The organism is Acidovorax sp. GW823-FHT02H02, from assembly GCF_058797075.1.
Genome location: NZ_JBXAJH010000004.1, coordinates 197013 through 216790, shown reverse-complemented (window position 1 = coordinate 216790; position 19778 = coordinate 197013). Strand labels below are relative to the sequence as shown.

Sequence of the window (19778 nt, the reverse complement as noted above, 5' to 3'; positions counted from 1 at the left end):
ACATCGTGACATTGGTGGAAAAGCCAGCAGGGGGATCGCCCCGCCGATCGGACCCGCCCAAGGAAGACCGCCACTTCGTGACGGCGCTTGCGCGGGGCCTGGAGGTCTTGCACGCGTTCAAGTCGGGCGAGGAGAGGCTCGGAAACCATGAGCTTGCCGAGCGCTGCAGCCTGCCCAAATCCACCATCACGCGGTTGACCTACACGCTGACCAAGCTGGGCTACCTGCACCACATCGCCGAGTCGGGGCGCTACCGCCTGGGCCTCATGGCGCTGACGCTGGGGGGCACGACCTTGTCGCGCCTGGATGTCAAGGAGGTGAGCAACCCCTTTTTGCAGCAGCTTGCCAACGAGACGGACACCATGGTGGCGCTGGCGACCCGCGACGACCTGTCCATGTTCTACATCGAGAACTGCCGCAGCGAGACGGCCATCCTCACGCTGATGCTGGGCATCGGCTCGCACATTCCGCTGGGCACCACGGCCGCCGGGCGCGGCTACCTGGCCGGTGCGCCGGCAGGGGCGCGCCAGACGCTGGAGGCACGGCTCCAGGCCATAGACCCGGTGGGCTGGCCGAGGGTCGAAAAGGGCATTCGCCAGGCGATGGCCGATCTTGCCGAGTTCGGCTGCGTGCGTTCCTTTGGCGATTGGCGGCGCGAAATCAATGGCATCGCGGTGCCCGTGCGCCTGGGTTCGGGCCTGCCCCTGATGGTGGTGAATGCCGCCGCCGCGGCCTCTTCGATTTCGGCCGAAACGTTCATGGACGAAGTCCGGCCGCGACTGATTGCCACGGTGCGCGGCATCGAGGCCCAGTACCACGCCAAAAGCTGACACCGGCATGGGACTTGGCTTGTGCTTGCAGGGGGAATCGGGCGGTGCTCAGCAGCCCGTGGCCTGCAGGATGGCTTCTTCCATGTCGTGCAGCCGGTCCTTGCCGAAGTACATCTCCGGGCCCATGAAGAACGTGGGGCTGCCAAAGGCGCCGCGCGCATGGGCCTGCTGGGTGTTTGCCAGCAGGCGCTCCTTGACGCCGGGCTCCTGGCTGGTGGCCAGGATGGCCTGGGAGTCCAGTCCGGCGGCGTCGAGTTCGGCCGCAATGACCTGCGGGTCCGCCATGTTGCATCCGCGCTCCCACATGCTGGCGTACACCGTGTCCACATAGCGGTCGAAGCAGTGGAGTTTCTGCGCGGCCACGGCCCCGCGCATGATGTGCAGCGTGTTGACGGGGAAGTGGGGATTGCGCTGGAAGGCCGTCAGGCCGTGCTTGTGGATGAAGCGCTGCATTTCCAGGCGCTCGTAGGCGAGCTTGTGGGGGATGTGCGCGTAGGCCTCGACCGGCGAGCGGTTGTTGGCGAGCTTGAACAGTCCGCCGAGCAGGATGGGGATGTACTCGAACCGTGCGCCGGTCTTTGCCGCCATCTGCGGGATGACCTTGTGGCACAGGTAGGCGTTGGGGCTGCCGAAGTCGAACAGGAACTCGACGGTGGTGGGGGTCATGGTGTCTCCTTCCAATGATCAAAATTGCCGGGGCCGATCCCTGCCGGGTCCGTCACCATGGCTCCATCCAGGGGCGAATCTCGGTTTCATGCGTCCAGGCGTCGCGCGGCTGCATGTGGATCTGCCAGTAGAGGTCGGCGATGTGATCCGGGTTGACGATGCCCCCCTGGTCCTTGGTGGCGTAGCGCTCGGGGAAATTCGAGCGGATGAACTCCGTGTCGATGGCGCCATCCACGACTGGATGGGCCACATGGATGCCCTTGGGCCACAACTCGCGCGCCATGCTCTGCGCCAATGCCCGGAGCGCGTGCTTGGCGCCGGCGAAGGCCGCGAACCCGTCGCGGCCGCGCAGGCTGGCCGTGGCGCCGGTGAAGATGATGGTTCCCCGGCCGCGCGGCAGCATGACCTTGGCCGCTTCGCGCCCCATCAGGAAACCGCCGAAGCACGCCATCTCCCAGACCTTGAAGTAAACGCGGGCCGTGGTCTCGGTGATGCCGTAGCGCACGTTGGCGCCGATGTTGAAGATGGCGGCCTCGATCGGGGCGATCTCGGCCTCGATTTTCTGTACCAGCGCCACCATTTCTTCTTCCTTGCGGGCGTCGCTGCCGAAGCCGTGGGCCTCGCCGCCCTCGCTGCGGATCTGCTCCAGCAGCGGAGCGAGCTTGTCTTCGCTGCGGCGCGTCACGCAGGCGACGTAGCCTTCGCGTGCGAATCGCCGCGCGATGGCACCGCCGGTGGCGTCGCCGGCGCCGATGATCAGAACAGCTTTTTTGCCTTCCATGGGATCTCCTGGGGTTTCGAATGGGGTGATGCGGTTTCAGGCGTGCGATGCACGGCCTTGCGCTGCCATCTGTCTGAGCACGTTCTTGAGCAGCTTGCCGGTGGGCGCCGCCGGCAATTGCTCCATGACGTGGATCTCTGTGGGCTGTTTGTAGGGCGACAGCTGCCCGCGCAGGTGGTGCCGCAGGGCCTGTTCGTCGATGGGGTGGTGGGCCGGTACCTCGACGTAGGCGATGACCTCCTCGTTGTGGTCCACGGTTCGCCCGACGACGGCAGACTGCACCACGCCCGGAAATGCGTTGATGGCCTGCTCGACCTCCAGCGGATAGACGTTGAAGCCGGAGCGGATGATCAGCTCCTTGGTGCGTCCGGCGATGTGCAGTGCACCGTCATCGCCCTGGCGTGCCATGTCGCCGGTGTTGAACCAGCCCTCGGCGTTGATCACCTGGCGCGTGAGTTCGTCCTGGCGGTAGTAGCCTTGCATCACATGGGGTCCCCGCACCCACAGTTCGCCGACCTCGCCCGGCGGCACGCCGACGCCCTGGGCATCCACGATGCGTGCCTCTATCCCGGGAATCGGCAGGCCCACTGCACAGTCGGTGCGTGGGGCCTCGGGCCGCACCTGGGCGATGGTCGGACTGGTTTCGGTCAGGCCGTAGCCGTTGAGCAGCGGCAATTGAAGCTGCGTCTCCACAGCCGCCTTCAGCGCGGGTGTGAGGGGCGATCCGGCAACGCTGATCACGCGCAGCTTTGGCGCCTGCAGGAGGTGCCCCGGGTCACGCAGCCAGTCGAGCAGGCGGGCATACATCGCGGGCACCCCGGTGAAGGACGTGATGCCCTGGCGCAGCGCGGCGGCAAGGAGTTCCGGCGAGAAGCGAGGTTCGAGCACCACCGAGGCGCCGGCAGCCAGGCTGCCCAGCAACTGGGTGGACAGGCCCACGACATGCGCCATGGGCAGGACGCCATAGATCACGTCGCCCGGCCCGACGCGCCGCAGGTTCGTGCCTGCCACGAAGGCGAGATTGGCGTGTGTGAGCATGACCCCCTTGGGGGCGCCCGAGGTGCCGGAGGTATAGATCAAGGCGGCCACCTGTTCGGTCGCGGCGGCATGGCAGGGCTCCGGGACAGCCGCCTGGTTCAGCGGCCCCAGATGCAGCGGGCCCAGGCCAGGCCACTGGCAGGCCTGCGCGCCGTGGCGCTGGGCATGCTGCAGCGCGTCGGGGGATACCTGGGTGGTGTAGATGACGCGCCGGGGCAGGGCGTGCGCGATGATGCCGTCGATCTCGCGCGGGCTCAGGCGACCATTGACGATGCACACCCAGGCGTCCAGGCGGCTGAGCGCAAAGGCGATCACGCCCGCCGCGGCGCAGTTTTCGCCGACGATCAGCACCCGGTCGCCGGCACGCACGCCCCAGTCGCCCAGCTGCACGGCAGCGTCCATGCTGGCCTGCTGCAATTGGGCGAAAGTGTAGGCGTGGTGCGCATCGGCCAGCGCGGGCCGGTGGGGCTGGTGCGCGACCCATGGGTCCAGCAAGGCATGGAACCGGGCAGGCCCGGCAGGGGTGGAGGTGCGCATGAAAACCTGGGTGCTGGTGAACGATGCAGGCCAGTCTATTGCGATATGCAGTCTTGCGCGCCCGCAAAACACGGCCTGAGCGCAAACGAAAACTGCAGTGCAGTTCAAGCGCGATGCGCCGTGGTCTGCCGGACGCAGTGGGCACGGTCCCCGTAAACTCCTGCCTTGCTTATTTACGGGAGCCTGCATGAAAACCATCCAGCTCGGTCAGTCCGGCCTGCATGTCACCCCCATCTGCCTGGGCACCATGACCTTCGGCGAGCAGGTGGGCGAGAGCGATGCCCACGCCATTCTCGACCGCTCGCTGGCGCGCGGGGTCAATTTCATCGACACCGCCGAGATGTATGCCGTGCCGGCCCGGGCGCCCACCTTTGGCGCCACCGAAACCATCATCGGCCGCTGGTTTGCCAAGAACCCCGGGGCGCGCCAGAAGCTGGTGCTGGCCAGCAAGGTGGCCGGCCCCTCGCGCGGCATGCCCTGGATTCGCGAAGGCAAAGGCATGACGGCCGCCGACATCGTGGCTTCGTGCGAGGGCAGCCTGCGCCGCCTGCAGACCGATGTGATCGACCTCTACCAGATCCACTGGCCCGAGCGCCATGTGCCGGCCTTTGGCACCAAGTACTACGACCCGGCCAAGGAAACCGCGCAGACGCCCATCCACGAGCAGCTGCAGGCACTGGCTGGGCTGGTCAAGGCCGGCAAGGTGCGCCATGTGGGCCTGTCGAACGAAACGCCCTATGGCGTGCATGAGTTCGTGCGCCTGGCCGAGGCGCATGGCCTGCCGCGCGTGGCGACGGTGCAGAACCCGTATTGCCTGATCAACCGCAGCTACGACAACGCCCTCGACGAAACCTGCCACCGCCTGAACGTGTCGCTGCTGGCCTATTCGCCGCTGGGCTTTGGCCTGCTGACGGGCAAATACGACGCCAGCGGCATCGAAGGGCCCAGCGCACCCCGGGGCGCCCGCATTGCCAGCTATGAGTCGGTGCGCAGGCAGCGCTGGGGCCGCCCCGAGGCGCTGGACGCCGCGCGCCGCTACAACCAGCTCGCGCGCGAACATGGCCTCACGCCCACGCAGCTGGCGCTGGCCTTTTGCTACGGCAACTGGCGCGTGGCCAGCACCATCATCGGCGTGACCTCGCTGGCGCAGCTCGACGAAGACCTGGCCGCCTGGGACACCGCGCTCTCGCCCGAGCTGCTGGCGGCCATCGACCAGATCCGCTGGCAGGTGGGTGATCCTGCCATTTGAGATGAAGTAGGCTTTCAACACTTTCTGAGTGAGCGCCACCAGCTATTATTTTTGAAGTAATCATGGCCAAAAAGGACAGCAAGGGCGTGCATGTGAGCGAGACCCCCGCGACACAGATGCTCAAGGCGCACCAGGTGGAATTCACCGAGCACCCTTATGACTATGTGGAGCATGGCGGCACCGCGCACAGCGCGGCCAGCCTGGGACTGCATGAGCACACCGTCGTCAAGACGCTGGTGATGCAGGACCAGGACGCCAGGCCGCTCATCGTGCTCATGCATGGCGATTGCAAGGTGTCCACCAAGAACCTGGCGCGGCAGATCGGCGCCAAGTCGGTCGAGCCCTGCAAGCCCGAGGTGGCTAACCGCCACAGCGGCTACCTGGTGGGCGGCACCTCGCCGTTTGGCACGCGCAAGGCCATGCCGGTGTTCATCGAGGAAAGCATTCTTGCGCTGCCGCGCATCGCCATCAACGGCGGGCGGCGTGGTTTTCTGGTGCAGATCGACCCGCAGGTGTGCGTGCAGCTGCTGGGGGCCACGCCGGTGCATTGCGCGCTGGCAGAATAGGCCGCCCCGGCGCACCGCGCCGTGTCGTTGTCCCCCGAAGGAGCTGATTTGAACGCCGTGTACCCCGTCCTTGCCACTGTGGCTGCCTACCTGCTGGGCTCGCTGTCGTTTGCCGTCATCGTGACGCGCCTCATGGGGCTCAATGACCCGCGCACCTACGGCAGCAAAAATCCCGGTGCCACCAACGTGCTGCGTTCGGGCAGCAAGGCCGCCGCCATCGTCACCCTGCTGCTCGACGCGGTGAAAGGCTGGCTGCCCGTGGTGCTGGTGCGCTGGTTTGGCAAGCCCTATGGCCTGGAGGAGGGCACGATGGCGCTGGTGGGGCTGGCGGCTTTCCTGGGGCACCTGTGGCCCGTGTTCTTCCGCTTCGAGGGTGGCAAGGGCGTGGCCACCGCGTTGGGCGTGCTGCTGGGCATCAGTGGCTGGCTGGGGCTGGCCACCGCGCTCACCTGGCTCATCGTGGCGTTCTTCTTCCGGTATTCGTCGCTGGCCTCGCTGGTGGCTGCGGTGTTTGCACCGGTGTATTACCTGCTGGTCAGCGGCGTGGTCTGGTATGCCGAGACCAGCATTGCGGTGGCCGTTGCCGTCATGTCCATGCTGCTGGCCTGGCGCCACAAGGACAACATCCGGCGCCTGATCGAAGGCAAGGAGTCGCGCCTGGGGCGGTCCAAGGCGGCCCCGGAGTCGAAACGCAAGCCGTAACGTACAGCTGGGTACTGCAGGCGCGCCCTGGAAGGCTCAGAGCGCGCCGGACGCCGTCACCAGCCCCATCAGGCTCGAGTTGTGCGGAGTGGCCGCATACAGCCCCAACTGCACCATCGTGCGGTGGTTGAGCTCCATCGTCACGGTAGAGCGGGCCAGGGCCGACTGGATGCGCGGCTTGCCCACCGCAGCGGTCTGGTAGATGCCGGGCCGCGCATGGTGTGCCCCCGTGCGGTCCAGCAGGCTGGCCACGAGGGGCTGGTTGGCCTTTTCACCTCGGCGCAGCACGATGGCCGTATCACCGTTGTCCAGGCGCACAAAGGTGCCCGGCGGGCACAGGCCGACCGAACGCACCAGCGCGTAGCCCACTTCGTCGCGCTGGTCGACTTCGTGGCCGACGATGGCGCGCACGGAGTCGGTGGCGCTGCGGCCGGCGCGCGATTTGCGCGGGCTGATCATGGCGGCGTAGCGGTCGATGGTGCCCAGGATGCGGGTCAGCCGGTCCCGTGGCTCCTGGTCGGCCAGCGGCACGTGGTTGGAAATGCTGGCGTGGTGCTGTCCCACCACGTCCAGCCAGAGGTCGTCGGTGATGAACAGGCGTTCGAGCAAGGCCTGGCTCTCCTGGGGGTGGTTGCGGATCGCTTCCTGCTGCGCACCACTGGGCTTTTCTCGTTGTTCGGCCAGCACGTCCTGCAGCGCCGTCATGGCGATATTCATGGTGAGGGCTGCGCGCACCAGGCTGTCGCGCTCCCGGGCGGGCAATTGCAGCTCCTGCGCCATGATGTGGCACAGGGTGCCGCACACCACCGCGTGCGATGCGCTGTAGCCCACCGTGGAGGTGGAGGCCAGCTGGAACATCAGGTACAGCGCGGCGTCTATGTCGTGGGTCACCAGGTCCTGCAGCCAATGGTCGAGCTGGCGCACCTTGGCCGGAAAATCCTGTACCCGAAGCGGCGTGGAAAGCACGACGGACAGTGCCGACTCCAGGTCGGACCACAGACCCAAAAGGTCTTCGTACTCGCCATCGTGGCGCTGGTTGCCAGGGGGAATTCGGGCGGACATGGGCGAGGGATCAGTAGCGCTTTTCCAGCACCATCTGATCGTTGGTGCGGGTGATCTGGAACTCGGTGAGAAAGCTGTTGCCCAGCAACACGAAGGGCATGGGCTGGGGCGTGACGATGGCCTCGACGCCGTACACCTCGACATCGCCGATGCGCACCGAATCGAGTGTCATGAGCCAGCCCTCGGTGACGCCGTTGGCGGTGCTCATGCGCACGGGCTGGCCGCTCAGGTACTTGAGTTCCATGCGCTCCGCATCGGGGCGGCCGATGGCCACGGTGGAAGCGCCCGTGTCCACCATGTATTGCATGGGGCTGCCATTGATGGTGCCGCTGTTGACGAAATGCCCCTGGCTGTCGGCCGTCAGGACCACGCGCCGGCTGCTGCTCTTGCTGCCCACGCTCACCGGCGCTTCACCCAGGCGCAGGGTGCGCTGGCTGCCCGCGATCTCCACCAACGCCTCGTCCTTGCCGACGGCGACCACCTTCACGCCCAGATGGGATTCGCCGGCGCCCACACTCCGGGGGGCACCGTTGTTGACGACGAGCAGGGCCTTGCTGCCCAGAATGCCGCCCAGGGCCGCCGTCTGCGCGCGCGCACACAGGGGCGCGAGCAGCAACGCGGCCAGCATCGTCAGGGCAGGGCGGAAAGGGTGCCGGTTCATGGTGCGGTGCCGGCGCCAGAGGTGCATTGCGTGCGGTGGGCGCAAAGGGTCGGGCCCGGGCTATCAGTCGCGGAAATTGTCGAAAGACAGCGGCACGTCGTTGATTTCCTTGCGGATCAGCGCCATGGCCGCCTGCAGGTCGTCGCGCTTGGCGCCGGTCACGCGCACCTTGTCCTCCTGGATGGCGGCCTGCACCTTGAGCTTGCTCTCCTTCATGAGCTTCTGCAGCTTCTTGGCCAGCTCGCTTTCGATGCCATTGCGCACCTTGATGACCTGCTTGACCTTGTCGCCGCCCATCTTCTGCACATCGCCCATGTCGAGAAAGCGCACATCCACGTTGCGCTTGGTGAGCTTGTTGCGCAGCACGTCCTCGATCTGGGTGAGCTGGAACTCGGCATCGCCCACCAGGGTGATTTCCTTGTCCTTGATTTCAATGCTGGCCGAGGTGCCCTTGAAATCAAAGCGGGTGGTGATTTCTTTCACGGTGTTTTCCACCGCATTCTTCACTTCAACGAGGTTGGCTTCACAGATGGTGTCAAAAGAGGGCATGGCGGTTCTCGGTCTTTAGGAGGCTGTCGGACTTGGAAATCGTCGGCTGCAAATGGGCCGCAGCGGTCCATTTTTTACCGTCTTTTTGCCCCATAGCCGGGCTATGGGCTGCAAATCCGGCAAAAACTGTCCTCGCTGGGGCCCATTTTCGCTATCGACGCTCCAAGTCCGGCAGCCTCCTAGCAAAACGGGGTGGTCCGGACGGGCGCGCAGGCCCCCGGTGCGACAATCGGGCCAATGGTAGTCGAGAAAAACGTCCCTTTGCAGCCCTGCAACACCTTTGGCATCGTGGCGCGTGCCCACACCCTGGTCCGGGTGCGCTCCGTGGAAGATTTGCACGCTGTCCTGGCAGATGCGCAACTGGCCCCCTTGCCCAAACTGGTTCTGGGCGGCGGCAGCAACATCGTGCTGACCGGGGACGTCAGGCCCGTGGTGCTCAAGATGGAGATCAAGGGCCTGCGCCTGGTGGAAGCAACCGACCGGGCCTGGATCGTCGAGGCCGGCGCGGGCGAGGTCTGGCACGACACGGTGGCCTGGACGCTGGCGCAAGGGTTTGCGGGGCTCGAAAACCTGGCGCTGATCCCCGGCACGGTGGGCGCAGCGCCGGTGCAGAACATCGGGGCCTATGGCGTGGAGCTGCAAGACCGTTTTGAGTCGCTGGATGCGGTCGACCTGGCCACCGGCCAGTGTTTCACGCTCGATGCCGCCCAGTGCGCCTTCGGCTACCGGGATTCGGTGTTCAAGCATGCGCCTTCGCCGTCGCCGGCCGAAGGTGGCCTGCCGCGCGGCATGGGCCTGGCCGGCCGCGCTGTCATCACCCATGTGCGCTTTCGCCTGCCCAGGCCCTGGAAGCCGGTGCTGGGCTATCTGGACCTGGAGCGCCGGCGCGCCGAGGCGGGTGTCGATCAGCCCACGGCGCAGCAGATATTTGAATGGGTGTGCGACATCCGCCGCGCCAAGCTGCCCGACCCGGCTGTCATCGGCAATGCCGGCAGCTTCTTCAAGAACCCCACGGTGACGCCTGAGCAGTGCGCCGACATCATTGCGCGCGACCCCAAGATCGTGCACTACCCCATGCCCGACGGCAGCATCAAGCTGGCGGCTGGCTGGCTGATCGACGCCTGCGGCTGGAAGGGCAAGAGCGTGGGCAAGGCCGGTGTGTACGAAAAGCAGGCGCTGGTGCTGGTCAACCGTGGCCAAGGCGCCAGCAGCGTGACCGGCGGCGAGGTGATGACGCTGGCCCGCGCGATCCAGACCAGCGTGTACGAGCGTTTTGGCATCCGGCTGGAGCCCGAGCCCGTGGTGTGGTGAGTAGATTGGCTCTGAATTAATAGCTGATAAAGCAATCGGTAAAAGGACTTGCAGCCAACATGCCATGAAAAACCGCCCGAGAGCGGTTTTTCATGGCGCGCATTTCAATGCGCCGTGCGGTTATGCCACCAGGCGATGTAGTCCTTGTCGGTCGCCAGTACCCACAGGGCCAATCCGAGCACAACGATGCCGGAAACGGTGGCATTGCGTGTCGCGTCCATGAGCGTTCCAAAGCCCAGCACCCAGGGCGAAGCGATCATCCACAGTCCCAGCACGCCCTCGGTCCACTCCTCCCAAGCCCGCGGCACAAGAGTTGCGCCCAGTGCGGCGGCGATCAGCAGCAGGCCGACGACCACGCCGTTGGCAGTAGGCGTCAACTGATCCTGATAGCGCAGCACCCAAGGCGAAAGCGCAAACCAGGCACCTATCAACGCATTGGCAGGGTCTTGCCAGTGTTTCACTTGCTTCATGGCTGTTCCTCCTGCCGCCGCAAATCAGTTCGGCGGCAATGGATTGGAGTGCCTGGCGGGACGGGAGGTTCCTTGGTGGGGGTGCAGCGGTGTGCTGTGCGCGCCCATGAAAAAACCGCCCGGCCGGATGGCGGGGCGGTTACTCTGTTTCTGATAGCTGTCCGCTTTGATACGGCAAGCGTCAGAGGTAATTTTTATTTTTTAGGGCTTTCATCGCTCAGCTGCGGCAGTGGCGAACCCTGGCCCAGCGTCAGCAGGCCCGACTGGGCGTAGGTCATGAGCTTGGCGCGCGTGTCCACGATGTCGAGGTTGCGCATGGTCAGCTGGCCGATGCGGTCGAGCGGCGAGAACGGCGCGTCTTCCACCTTTTCCATCGACAGACGCTCGGGCGCATAGGTCAGATTGGGCGACTCGGTGTTCAGCAGCGAATAGTCGTTGCCGCGGCGCAGCTCCAGCGTGACGGTGCCGGTGATGGCGCGCGCCACCCAGCGCTGGGCGGTCTCGCGCAGCATGATGGCCTGGGGGTCGAACCAGCGGCCCTGGTAGAGCAGGCGGCCGAGTTTCAGGCCGTTCATGCGGTACTGCTCGATGGTGTCTTCGTTGTGTATGCCGGTCACCAGGCGCTCGTAGGCGATGTGCAGCAGCGCCAGGCCGGGGGCTTCGTAGATGCCGCGGCTCTTGGCCTCGATGATGCGGTTTTCGATCTGGTCGCTCATCCCGAGGCCGTGGCGGCCGCCGATGCGGTTGGCCTCCAGGATCAGTTCGACCGGGTCGGTGTATTCCTTGCCGTTCAGGGCCACGGGCTGGCCTTCGTTGAAGGTGACCGATACTTCCTCGGCCTTGACCACTACATCGTCCTTCCAGAATGCCACGCCCATGATGGGGTTCACGATCTTGATGCCGCTGTTCAGGAATTCGAGGTCCTTGGCCTCGTGCGTGGCGCCCAGCATGTTGCTGTCGGTGCTGTAGGCCTTTTCGGCGCTCATCTTGTAGCCAAAGCCTTCCTTGGTCATGAAGGCCGACATTTCGGCGCGACCGCCCAGTTCGTCGATGAACTGCTGGTCAAGCCAGGGCTTGTAGATGCGCAGCGAGGGGTTGGTGAGCAGGCCGTAGCGGTAAAAGCGCTCGATGTCGTTGCCCTTGAAGGTGGAGCCGTCGCCCCAGATGTGGACGTCATCCTCCTTCATGGCAGACACCAGCATGGTGCCGGTCACAGCGCGGCCCAGCGGGGTGGTGTTGAAGTAGGTCACGCCCGCGGTGCTGATGTGGAAGGCACCGGCCTGCAGCGCAGCGATGCCTTCGTGGGCCAGCTGCGTGCGGCAGTCGATCAGGCGTGCGGCCTCGGCGCCGTATTCCATGGCCTTGCGCGGAATGGCGTCGTAGTCGGGCTCGTCGGGCTGGCCCAGGTTGGCCGTGTAGGCGTAGGGCAGGGCGCCCTTGTTCTTCATCCAGCGCAGGGCCGCGCTGGTGTCGAGGCCGCCGGAGAAGGCGATGCCGACCTTCTGGCCAAGGGGCAGGTTCTGGAGGATGGTTGCCATGGAATATCTCTCAAAAATGATAGCTGATAGCGCTTATTTCATAAGCGCTATAGGCCCAAAAAAGCGCTCGGTCAATATCAGCCGAAGTGGCAGATGTAGTGGTAGGCCTCCGTCACGCGGATGTCGAACTTCGAGTTGCCGGGCACGCTGAATCGCTCGCCCGCGCCCGACTTCACCCAGGTGTCCGTACCGTCGAGCCTGTATTCGCAGGAGCCGCCCACGCCTTCCATGATCTCGGGTGCGCCGGTGTTGAAGGTCAGCGTGGCGGGCAGGATCACGCCCACCGACTTCTTCGTGCCGTCGGGGAACGTGATGCCATGGCTCACGCACTTGCCGTCGAAATACACACTGGCTTGGGTCGTGACGGACACGCCGTCGATTTTTTCGGTGGTCATGGATGCGCGGGTAGAAAGAAGGAAACCCAGGATTTTAGGACAGGGGCGGGCATGGTCGAGACGCCAGCCTTGCGCAGGGCTGGCCAGGCAAAAAAAAGAGCCCCGTGCAGGGGCTCTGTTGCCGCAGGGCGCTCGATGCGGTTCAGCGCCAGTAGGGGTTGCGGTGGGACGGGTAGTAGGGGCGGCCATAGCCGTACTCGATCACCGTCACGGGTGGGCTCCCATAGGTGGGCGGGGCCGGGTAGCTGGGTTGGACCTGGTAGGTGGATGTGACCATGCCCGGCTGCGCATACAAGCCCTGCGGCCCGTACGGATCGGGCTGGGTGGAGTAGAACTGCCCCTGGTTGCCCGTCAGCGGCTGGACCCGGATGGGGATCCAGCCCCCCGGATCGGTCTGGGTGCGGGTGCTGTACTGGCGCCCGGCATATTCATACACCACGTCATAGCCCACGGTGCGGTTCTCGTAATACGTTTCGGTGGTGCAGCGCTGCACGTTCTGGTACTGGGGCTGGCCGCTGCCTTCGACCTGGTTGCCCAGCACGGCGCCGCCGACGATCCCCAGGGCGGTGGCTGCCGCGCGCCCGCCGCCACGGCCCACGGCATTGCCGGCCGCGCCACCGGCAATCGCGCCCAGCAAGGCGCCCGCACCCGAGTTGCGCGAGCCGCTGTACACGGTTTCGTTGCCGCACACCTGCTGCGGAACACCCACCTGTTGCACCACGGGGGTGGCCGACAGCACACGGCCTTGTTCCTGCGCCGCCGCAGCGGTGGCCACGGCGACCAGGATGGAAAATACGGCAATCTTTTGCATGACGAAGCTCCTGACAGTTCGGTACATAACGCACCAGACCGGGAAAAAGTTGCGGCCAACCGCGTCCATCCGGCGGCCGGGCCGCGTAAATCTGCGTAAAGATCTGTGCGGCGGTTCGTCGATTCAGTCCCTGGACAGTTCTGCCTGCAGTTCCTGCCACCGCCCTGCATCAAAGCCGACCGTGACGGTGGTGTGCCCGCCCTGGCGCCACTCCACCACCGGGCGCTTGATGACGCTGGGTTGCGCCAGCATCAGCTGGCTGGCGCTGGCATCGTCGTGCACGGCTGCCTGGGCGCCAGGGTCCAGCTTGCGCCAGGTGGTGCCCTGCCGGTTCACCAGCTTTTGCCAGCCCACGGCAGCCAGCCAGTCGGGCAGGCCTGCCGCCGGAACGCCTTGTTTCTTGAAATCGTGGAAGCTGTATTCCAGCCCCTGCCCGGTGAACCAGGCGCGCGCCTTCTTGACCGTGTCGCAGTTGGGGATGCCGTACAGAGTGATGTGAGGTGTCTTCATGGCCGCCATCATGCCAAGGGATGACCTGCATAACTCCCCGCGGTCTGTGATAGCGCGGCCTCGGCGACAATTCGCGGTGTATGCACACCAAAATCCACACCCTGGAAGGCTGGCTCAGCCATTGCGAGCGCCTGCACCCTCAGAACATCGACATGGGCCTGGAGCGGGTCCGCGAAGTGGCCACCCGCATGGACCTGCGTTTTGACTGCCCGGTGATTACCGTGGCCGGCACCAATGGCAAGGGCTCCACCTGCGCCATGCTGGAGGCCGTGGCCCAGCAGGCCGGTTTTCGTGCCGGGGTGTACACCTCGCCGCACCTGGTGCATTTCGAAGAACGCTGCCGGGTGCATGGCGAGGCCGTGAATGCCTCTGATCTGATAGCGCACTTCGAAGCCGTGGAAAGCGCCAGAACCCAAAATGGCAACGATGTTTCGCTGACCTATTTCGAGTTCACCACCCTGGCCATCCTGCGGCTGCTGAGCCACTCGCTGCTGGATGTCGCCATTCTGGAGGTGGGGCTGGGCGGCCGGCTGGACGCCACCAACGTGATCGATGCCGACTGCGCCATCATCACCAGCATCGACATCGACCACACCGAATACCTGGGGCCCGACCGCGAGAGCATCGGCCGGGAAAAAGCCGGCATCATGCGCACGGGGCGTCCGGTGGTGGTGAGCGACCCCATGGCGCCGCAGAGCGTGATCGACCATGCGCGCGAAATCGGCGCCGACCTCTGGCGCTTTGGTCATGATTTCAATTTTTCGGGCGACAAGCAGCAATGGAGCTGGGCCGGGCGCGGGCGCCGTTATGCGGGGCTGGCCTATCCGGCGCTGCGCGGGGCCAACCAGCTGGTCAACGCCTCGGGTGTGCTGGCGGCATTCGAAGCGCTGCGCACACGCCTGCCCGTGACGGCGCAGGCCGTGCGCAACGGGCTGGCGCTGGTCGAGCTGCCCGGCCGTTTCCAGATCGTGCCGGGGCAGCCCACCCTGGTGCTGGATGTGGCCCACAACCCGCATTCGGTGGCGGCGCTCACGGCCAACCTGGACGCCATGGGTTATTTCCCGGCCACGCACGCCGTCTTTGGCGCCATGGCCGACAAGGACCTCGCCCCCATGCTGGCCAAGGTGGGGCCCCTGGTGGACCACTGGTATTTCACCGATCTGCCCACGCCACGCGCGGAAACGGGTGCTGTCCTGCAGCAGAAATGGAATGCGCTGCAGATGGTGTCCGGCGGGCGGCGGCAGGTGGGCACCAGCGTCCACGCCGATCCCCAGCAGGCCCTGCAGGCGGCCGTGGCCGCGGCAGACCCCGCTGATAGAATCGTGGTCTTTGGCTCGTTTTACACGGTGGGTGGTGTGCTGATCGATGGTATCCCCCGCCTGCACGCCAAACATCTGGACGCTTAAGCTCCGCACGAGTCCCTACTCCATGGCATTTTTCAAGTTTCGTTGGCCCGGTCAGAGTGAGCAGGCTGACAAGCAGGCCAAGCGCTCCCGTTCGGCCCAGGGCGAAAGCATCGAAGTCATGCGCCGGCGCGCACGGCATCGTCTGATTGGCGCTGCGGTGCTGGTTTTGCTCGGCGTCCTGGGGTTTCCCCTGCTGTTTGATACGCAGCCGCGCCCCATTGCGGTGGACATTCCGATCGAAATCCCCGACCGCAACAAGGTGGCGCCGCTGGTGGTGCCCGCCGCCAAATCCGATGCGCCTGCAGCGCGGTCCGCTGCCGCGCCATCACAGCCGGAGCGCAGCGCTGCTGGTGCGGGCCTGGGCGATGGCGAGGAACTGGTGGCCAGCAGCCGCGCTGCCAAACCGGCATCGGAGGAGCCTGCGGCGGCAAAGGCCGTTGCCAAACCCGAGGCCAAGCCCAAGCCTGCGGCCGTGCCCGAACCGAAGCCGGAGCCCAAACCCAAGCCCGATCCCAAACCATCAGCCCCCGAGCACAAGCCGGCAGCGGCCGATGAGTCGGTGCGAGCACGGGCCTTGCTGGAAGGGCGCACCACACAGCCCGCTGCCAGCGCACAGGCCGAGGACGGCCGGTTCATCGTTCAGGTGGGCGCTTTTGCCGATGCCGACAAGGCCCGCGAGGCGCGCTCCAAGCTGGAGCGGGCCGGGCTTAAAACCTATACCCAGGTGGTGGATACCAAGGATGGCAAGCGTGTGCGCGTGCGCGTGGGCCCGCTGGCCAGCCGGGCCGAGGCCGACAAGGCAGCCGGCCGCATCAAGGAGCTGGGGCTGTCCGCCTCGGTTCTGACGCTGTAGCCGCGGTTGGCTGCGCCATTGCACACCATGGCATCGCTGGACTGGATTTTTGCGGCGATTTTGCTGGCCTCGATGGTGATCGGCGCCTGGCGGGGTCTGGTCTTCGAGGTGTTGTCCGTGGCGGGCTGGGTGGCGTCATTTTTTGTGGCCCAGTGGTTTGCGTCCGACATGGCTTCGGTGCTGCCTCTGGGTGATTCCGATGGAGCACTGCGCTATGCGGCGGGCTTCATCGTGGTCTTTGTCGGTGCGGTGTTTGCCTGCGGCTTTCTGGCCTGGCTGGCCAAGAAACTGGTGGAAGCCATGGGGTTGCGTCCCGCGGACAGAACGCTGGGGGCCATGTTTGGCGTGGTGCGGGGTCTCGTCTTGCTGCTCGTGGTGACGGTGGTGGTGGGCTTGACGCCCCTGCAGGAGGCGGCGTGGTGGCAGGAGTCGCACAGTGCACCGGTGCTGGGTGGCTTGCTCAAGAGCCTGAAGCCCGCATTGCCCGAAGAATTCGGAAGGCATCTGCCTTCCTGACAGGGTAGCGGCCACAAGCTGCTGCCGAGGAAATTGGCGCGGGGCTTTTCCCGCAAATGGATGGAATCAAACTATGTGTGGAATCGTCGGCGTCGTCAGCACAGCGCCCGTCAACCAGCTGATCTATGACGCCTTGCTGCTGCTGCAGCACCGGGGCCAGGATGCTGCGGGCATCGTGACCCAGCAGGGCCGCAAATTCTTCATGCACAAGGCCAAGGGCATGGTGCGCGATGTGTTTCGCACGCGCAACATGCGGGCCTTGCCGGGCAATGTGGGTCTGGGCCAGGTGCGCTACCCCACGGCGGGCAATGCCTTCAGTGAAGAAGAGGCGCAGCCGTTTTATGTGAACGCGCCGTTTGGCATCGTGCTGGTGCACAACGGCAACCTGACCAATGCGCTGTCCCTGCGCACCGAGCTCTTCCAGACCGATCACCGGCATACCAATACCGACAGTGACTCGGAAGTGCTGCTCAACGTGTTTGCCCACGAGCTTGAGCGCGCCACCCGCGGTGTGCCGCTGCAGCCCGAGGATGTCTTTACGGCAGTGCGTGCGGTGCACAAGCGCATCAAGGGCTCGTATGCCGTCATTGCCCTGATCGCAGGCCATGGCTTGCTGGCTTTCCGCGATCCCCATGGCATCCGCCCCCTGGCCATGGGGCGCAGCCAGGATGGCACCGTGATGGTGGGCAGCGAGTCGGTGGCGCTGGAGGGTACCTCGCATGTCTTCGAGCGCAATATCGACCCGGGCGAAGCCATCTTCATCACGCTCGACGGCCAGGTGCATGCGCGCCAGTGCGCCGAGAATCCGCGGCTGAACCCCTGCATCTTCGAATTTGTCTATCTGGCACGGCCCGATTCGGTGCTCGATGGCATTTCGGTCTACCAGGCGCGGCTCAATCTTGGCGAGACGCTCGCCAAGCGGGTGATCTCCACCGTGCCGCCGAACGAGATCGATGTGATCATCCCCATCCCCGAGTCGAGCCGCCCCAGCGCAACCCAGCTGGCGCATCTGCTGGGCATTCCGTACCGCGAGGGTTTCGTCAAGAACCGCTACGTGGGTCGCACCTTCATCATGCCGGGGCAGGGCGTGCGCAAGAAGTCCGTGCGTCAGAAGCTCAATGTGATCGGCAGCGAGTTCAAGGGCCGCAACGTGCTGCTGGTGGACGACTCCATCGTGCGCGGCACGACCTCGCGGGAAATCGTGCAGATGGCACGCGACGCCGGTGCCCGCAAGGTGTATCTGGCCAGCGCTGCGCCGCCGGTGCGTTACCCCAATGTGTACGGCATTGACATGCCCACCAGCAGCGAGCTGGTAGCCCATGACCGCACGGTGGAAGAGGTGCGCCAGGCCATTGGCTGCGATGCGCTGATCTACCAGGATGTGGAAGGCATGAAACGGGCCGTTGGCGCCCTGAACCCCGCCATCGCCGAGTTTGATGCCTCCTGTTTCGACGGTGTGTATGTCACCGGTGACATCACCGCCGACGATATCGCGCGCCTCAACGAAGGCCGCGTGGGCGTGGAGGAGGGTGAAGAAGACACTTCCCGCCTGGCACTGCCCAACGCCCAGCTCGCCTGAGCGTGATGCCGCAGGGGCAGGCCCGTGGGCGGCCGGCTTCTGCCCCGCTTGCCGACCAAGACAACGATGCCGGCCCGATGCGGCCGGCCTGAATGCAATGACTGAACAGAATTCTCCCGTGCATGTGCGCACCCGTTTCGCACCATCGCCTACCGGCTTCATTCACCTGGGCAACATCCGCTCGGCGCTCTACCCCTGGGCATTTGCCCGCGCCACGGGCGGGGATTTCATCCTGCGCATCGAAGACACGGACCTGGAGCGTTCCAGCCAGGCTGCGGTGGATGTGATCATTGAAGGCATGGCCTGGCTGGGGCTGGACCACGATGAAGGTCCGTTCTACCAGATGCAACGCATGGACCGCTACAAGGAAGTGTTGGTCCAGCTGCAGGCCACCGGCCATGTGTATCCTTGCTACATGAGCGTGGCCGAGCTCGATGCCTTGCGCGAAAAGCAGATGGCCGCCAAGGAAAAACCCCGCTATGACGGCACCTGGCGTCCGGAGGCCGGCAAAAAACTGCCGCCCGTGCCGGAAGGCGTGCAGCCCGTTTTGCGCTTCAAGAACCCGCAAGGCGGCGTGGTGGCATGGGAAGACAAGGTCAAGGGCCGCATCGAGATCCGCAACGACGAGCTGGACGATCTGGTGATTGCCCGCCCGGACGGTACGCCCACCTACAACTTCTGTGTGGTGGTGGACGACATCGACATGGCCATCACCCATGTGATCCGGGGTGACGACCATGTGAACAACACGCCGCGCCAGATCAACATCTTCCGCGCCCTGGGCAAGGAGCCGCCGGTCTATGCCCACCTGCCCACCGTGCTCAATGAGCAGGGCGAGAAGATGAGCAAGCGCAATGGCGCCAAGCCCGTCACGCAATACCGCGACGAGGGTTACCTGCCCGATGCCATGGTCAATTACCTGGCACGCCTGGGCTGGAGCCACGGTGATGACGAAATCTTCAGCCGCGAGCAGTTCCTGCAGTGGTTCAACCTCGACCATCTGGGGCGCAGCGCCGCGCAGTTTGATGAAGCCAAGCTGCGCTGGGTGAATGCACAGCACCTGAAAGCCATGGCCGATGACGCACTGGCGGCCCTGGTGGCCCCCCAGCTGGAAAAGCGCGGTATTGCCGCCGCCGATCTGGCCGATGGGCGACTGCCCCGCATCTGCGCGCTGTTCAAGGACCGCTGCGATACCACGGTGGCCCTTGCAGACTGGGCCTTTGTGTTCTATGGTGCCGTGCTGCCCGTGGAGGCAGAGCGCACCCAGCATGTGACCGATGCCATTGCCCCTGCCCTGGATGCGCTGGCCGATGCGTTGTCCGCTTGCGCATGGGACAAGGCATCCATCAGCGCGGCGTTCAAGCAGGTGCTGGCGGCACACGGACTCAAGATGCCCCAGCTGGCCATGCCGGTGCGGGTTCTGGTCGTGGGCACGGCCCACACTCCTGCGGTCGATGCCGTGCTGGAGCTGGTCGGACGCGAAAAAGTTGTAGCGCGTTTGCGAAACCGCTAAAAATCTGTCTATAATTCAAGGCTCAGATGATGACAACGGTTGCAATGTGATCGGTGCCATCGAAGTGGGGGTATAGCTCAGCTGGGAGAGCGCTTGCATGGCATGCAAGAGGTCATCGGTTCGATCCCGTTTACCTCCACCAAAATTTGTCGGTTTTAGTTATCGGTTAGTTCCAAGGTTTTGACCCCATCGTCTAGAGGCCTAGGACATCACCCTTTCACGGTGAGTACCGGGG

Annotated in this window: 21 protein-coding genes and 1 tRNA gene; 11 read left to right on the top strand and 11 right to left on the bottom strand. The window is 65.1% G+C overall.

All coding sequences use genetic code 11. The features are described 5' to 3' along the window. Positions 1–5 precede the first annotated feature (5 nt). A complete protein-coding gene (locus tag AC1RDS_RS06305) occupies positions 6–830 on the top strand; it encodes an IclR family transcriptional regulator (RefSeq protein WP_348683390.1) in 825 nt (274 codons plus the stop codon). Positions 831–878: 48 nt separating this feature from the next. Here AC1RDS_RS06305 and AC1RDS_RS06300 read toward each other — a convergent pair whose 3' ends face one another. From AC1RDS_RS06300 to AC1RDS_RS06290, 3 genes are read right to left on the bottom strand one after another with little or no spacing between them, the layout of a single operon-like run. Continuing rightward, entirely contained in the window at positions 879–1496 is a 618-nt protein-coding gene (locus AC1RDS_RS06300) for a 2-hydroxychromene-2-carboxylate isomerase (RefSeq protein WP_348683388.1), read from the bottom strand. A 52-nt stretch (positions 1497–1548) separates the two neighbouring features. Continuing rightward, positions 1549–2277: an SDR family oxidoreductase gene (locus AC1RDS_RS06295; RefSeq protein WP_348683386.1), complete on the bottom strand. Its 729-nt coding sequence runs from the start codon at positions 2275–2277 to the stop codon at positions 1549–1551. Positions 2278–2313: 36 nt separating this feature from the next. Further along, positions 2314–3852, bottom strand: a complete 1539-nt coding sequence (locus tag AC1RDS_RS06290) for a class I adenylate-forming enzyme family protein (RefSeq protein WP_159433757.1) — start codon at positions 3850–3852, stop codon at positions 2314–2316. A 187-nt stretch (positions 3853–4039) separates the two neighbouring features. Here AC1RDS_RS06290 and AC1RDS_RS06285 point away from each other — a divergent pair, with 187 nt between their 5' ends. From AC1RDS_RS06285 to plsY, 3 genes are all read left to right on the top strand, one after another. Further along, positions 4040–5101: an aldo/keto reductase gene (locus AC1RDS_RS06285; RefSeq protein WP_092696563.1), complete on the top strand. Its 1062-nt coding sequence runs from the start codon at positions 4040–4042 to the stop codon at positions 5099–5101. A gap of 62 nt (positions 5102–5163) precedes the next feature. Beyond that, positions 5164–5667, top strand: coding sequence for a Cys-tRNA(Pro) deacylase (gene ybaK / locus AC1RDS_RS06280; protein ID WP_092696564.1), 504 nt, complete (start codon positions 5164–5166; stop codon positions 5665–5667). Positions 5668–5715: 48 nt separating this feature from the next. Further along, the gene (plsY, locus tag AC1RDS_RS06275) at positions 5716–6369 is read left to right on the top strand and encodes a glycerol-3-phosphate 1-O-acyltransferase PlsY (protein WP_092696565.1); all 654 of its coding nucleotides are present in this window, start codon (positions 5716–5718) and stop codon (positions 6367–6369) included. A gap of 36 nt (positions 6370–6405) precedes the next feature. On the opposite strand, the gene AC1RDS_RS06270 is transcribed toward plsY, so the two are convergent. The 3 genes from AC1RDS_RS06270 to AC1RDS_RS06260 all read right to left on the bottom strand — a co-directional run bounded on the left by AC1RDS_RS06270 (position 6406) and on the right by AC1RDS_RS06260 (position 8641). Beyond that, positions 6406–7431, bottom strand: a complete 1026-nt coding sequence (locus AC1RDS_RS06270; RefSeq protein WP_092696566.1) for an HD-GYP domain-containing protein — start codon at positions 7429–7431, stop codon at positions 6406–6408. Positions 7432–7441: 10 nt separating this feature from the next. Beyond that, the gene (locus tag AC1RDS_RS06265) at positions 7442–8092 is read right to left on the bottom strand and encodes a retropepsin-like aspartic protease family protein (protein WP_348683383.1); all 651 of its coding nucleotides are present in this window, start codon (positions 8090–8092) and stop codon (positions 7442–7444) included. Between the two features lie 63 nt (positions 8093–8155). After that, positions 8156–8641: a YajQ family cyclic di-GMP-binding protein gene (locus AC1RDS_RS06260; protein WP_026437620.1), complete on the bottom strand. Its 486-nt coding sequence runs from the start codon at positions 8639–8641 to the stop codon at positions 8156–8158. 237 nt (positions 8642–8878) lie between these two features. On the opposite strand from AC1RDS_RS06260, the gene murB reads away from it, so the two are divergent. Next, positions 8879–9952, top strand: a complete 1074-nt coding sequence (gene murB, locus AC1RDS_RS06255; RefSeq protein WP_092696567.1) for a UDP-N-acetylmuramate dehydrogenase — start codon at positions 8879–8881, stop codon at positions 9950–9952. Positions 9953–10056: 104 nt separating this feature from the next. On the opposite strand, the gene AC1RDS_RS06250 is transcribed toward murB, so the two are convergent. From AC1RDS_RS06250 to AC1RDS_RS06230, 5 genes are all read right to left on the bottom strand, one after another. Beyond that, the gene (locus AC1RDS_RS06250) at positions 10057–10422 is read right to left on the bottom strand and encodes an SPW repeat protein (RefSeq protein ID WP_092696568.1); all 366 of its coding nucleotides are present in this window, start codon (positions 10420–10422) and stop codon (positions 10057–10059) included. A gap of 194 nt (positions 10423–10616) precedes the next feature. After that, positions 10617–11960, bottom strand: a complete 1344-nt coding sequence (gene argG, locus AC1RDS_RS06245; protein ID WP_026437617.1) for an argininosuccinate synthase — start codon at positions 11958–11960, stop codon at positions 10617–10619. 77 nt (positions 11961–12037) lie between these two features. Beyond that, positions 12038–12355: a pyrimidine/purine nucleoside phosphorylase gene (ppnP, locus tag AC1RDS_RS06240; RefSeq protein WP_026437616.1), complete on the bottom strand. Its 318-nt coding sequence runs from the start codon at positions 12353–12355 to the stop codon at positions 12038–12040. 142 nt (positions 12356–12497) lie between these two features. Beyond that, a complete protein-coding gene (locus tag AC1RDS_RS06235; RefSeq protein WP_092696569.1) occupies positions 12498–13166 on the bottom strand; it encodes a glycine zipper 2TM domain-containing protein in 669 nt (222 codons plus the stop codon). A gap of 123 nt (positions 13167–13289) precedes the next feature. Continuing rightward, complete coding sequence (locus AC1RDS_RS06230) at positions 13290–13688, bottom strand: ArsC family reductase (RefSeq protein WP_208859671.1); 399 nt, start codon at positions 13686–13688, stop codon at positions 13290–13292. A gap of 68 nt (positions 13689–13756) precedes the next feature. Between AC1RDS_RS06230 and folC the strand changes: the two genes are divergently transcribed. From folC to AC1RDS_RS06200, 6 genes are all read left to right on the top strand, one after another. Then, positions 13757–15082 (top strand): bifunctional tetrahydrofolate synthase/dihydrofolate synthase, encoded by a 1326-nt coding sequence (gene folC, locus AC1RDS_RS06225; RefSeq protein WP_026437613.1) that lies wholly within the window; start codon positions 13757–13759, stop codon positions 15080–15082. A gap of 22 nt (positions 15083–15104) precedes the next feature. Further along, on the top strand, positions 15105–15935 hold the full coding sequence (locus AC1RDS_RS06220) for an SPOR domain-containing protein (RefSeq protein WP_092696570.1): 831 nt from the start codon (positions 15105–15107) through the stop codon (positions 15933–15935). Between the two features lie 27 nt (positions 15936–15962). After that, entirely contained in the window at positions 15963–16451 is a 489-nt protein-coding gene (locus tag AC1RDS_RS06215) for a CvpA family protein (protein WP_092696732.1), read from the top strand. 73 nt (positions 16452–16524) lie between these two features. Further along, a complete protein-coding gene (gene purF, locus AC1RDS_RS06210) occupies positions 16525–18030 on the top strand; it encodes an amidophosphoribosyltransferase (RefSeq protein WP_092696571.1) in 1506 nt (501 codons plus the stop codon). A gap of 97 nt (positions 18031–18127) precedes the next feature. After that, complete coding sequence (gene gltX / locus AC1RDS_RS06205) at positions 18128–19543, top strand: glutamate--tRNA ligase (RefSeq protein WP_348683378.1); 1416 nt, start codon at positions 18128–18130, stop codon at positions 19541–19543. 66 nt (positions 19544–19609) lie between these two features. Beyond that, a tRNA-Ala gene (locus AC1RDS_RS06200) sits at positions 19610–19685 on the top strand. Positions 19686–19778: the final 93 nt, after the last annotated feature.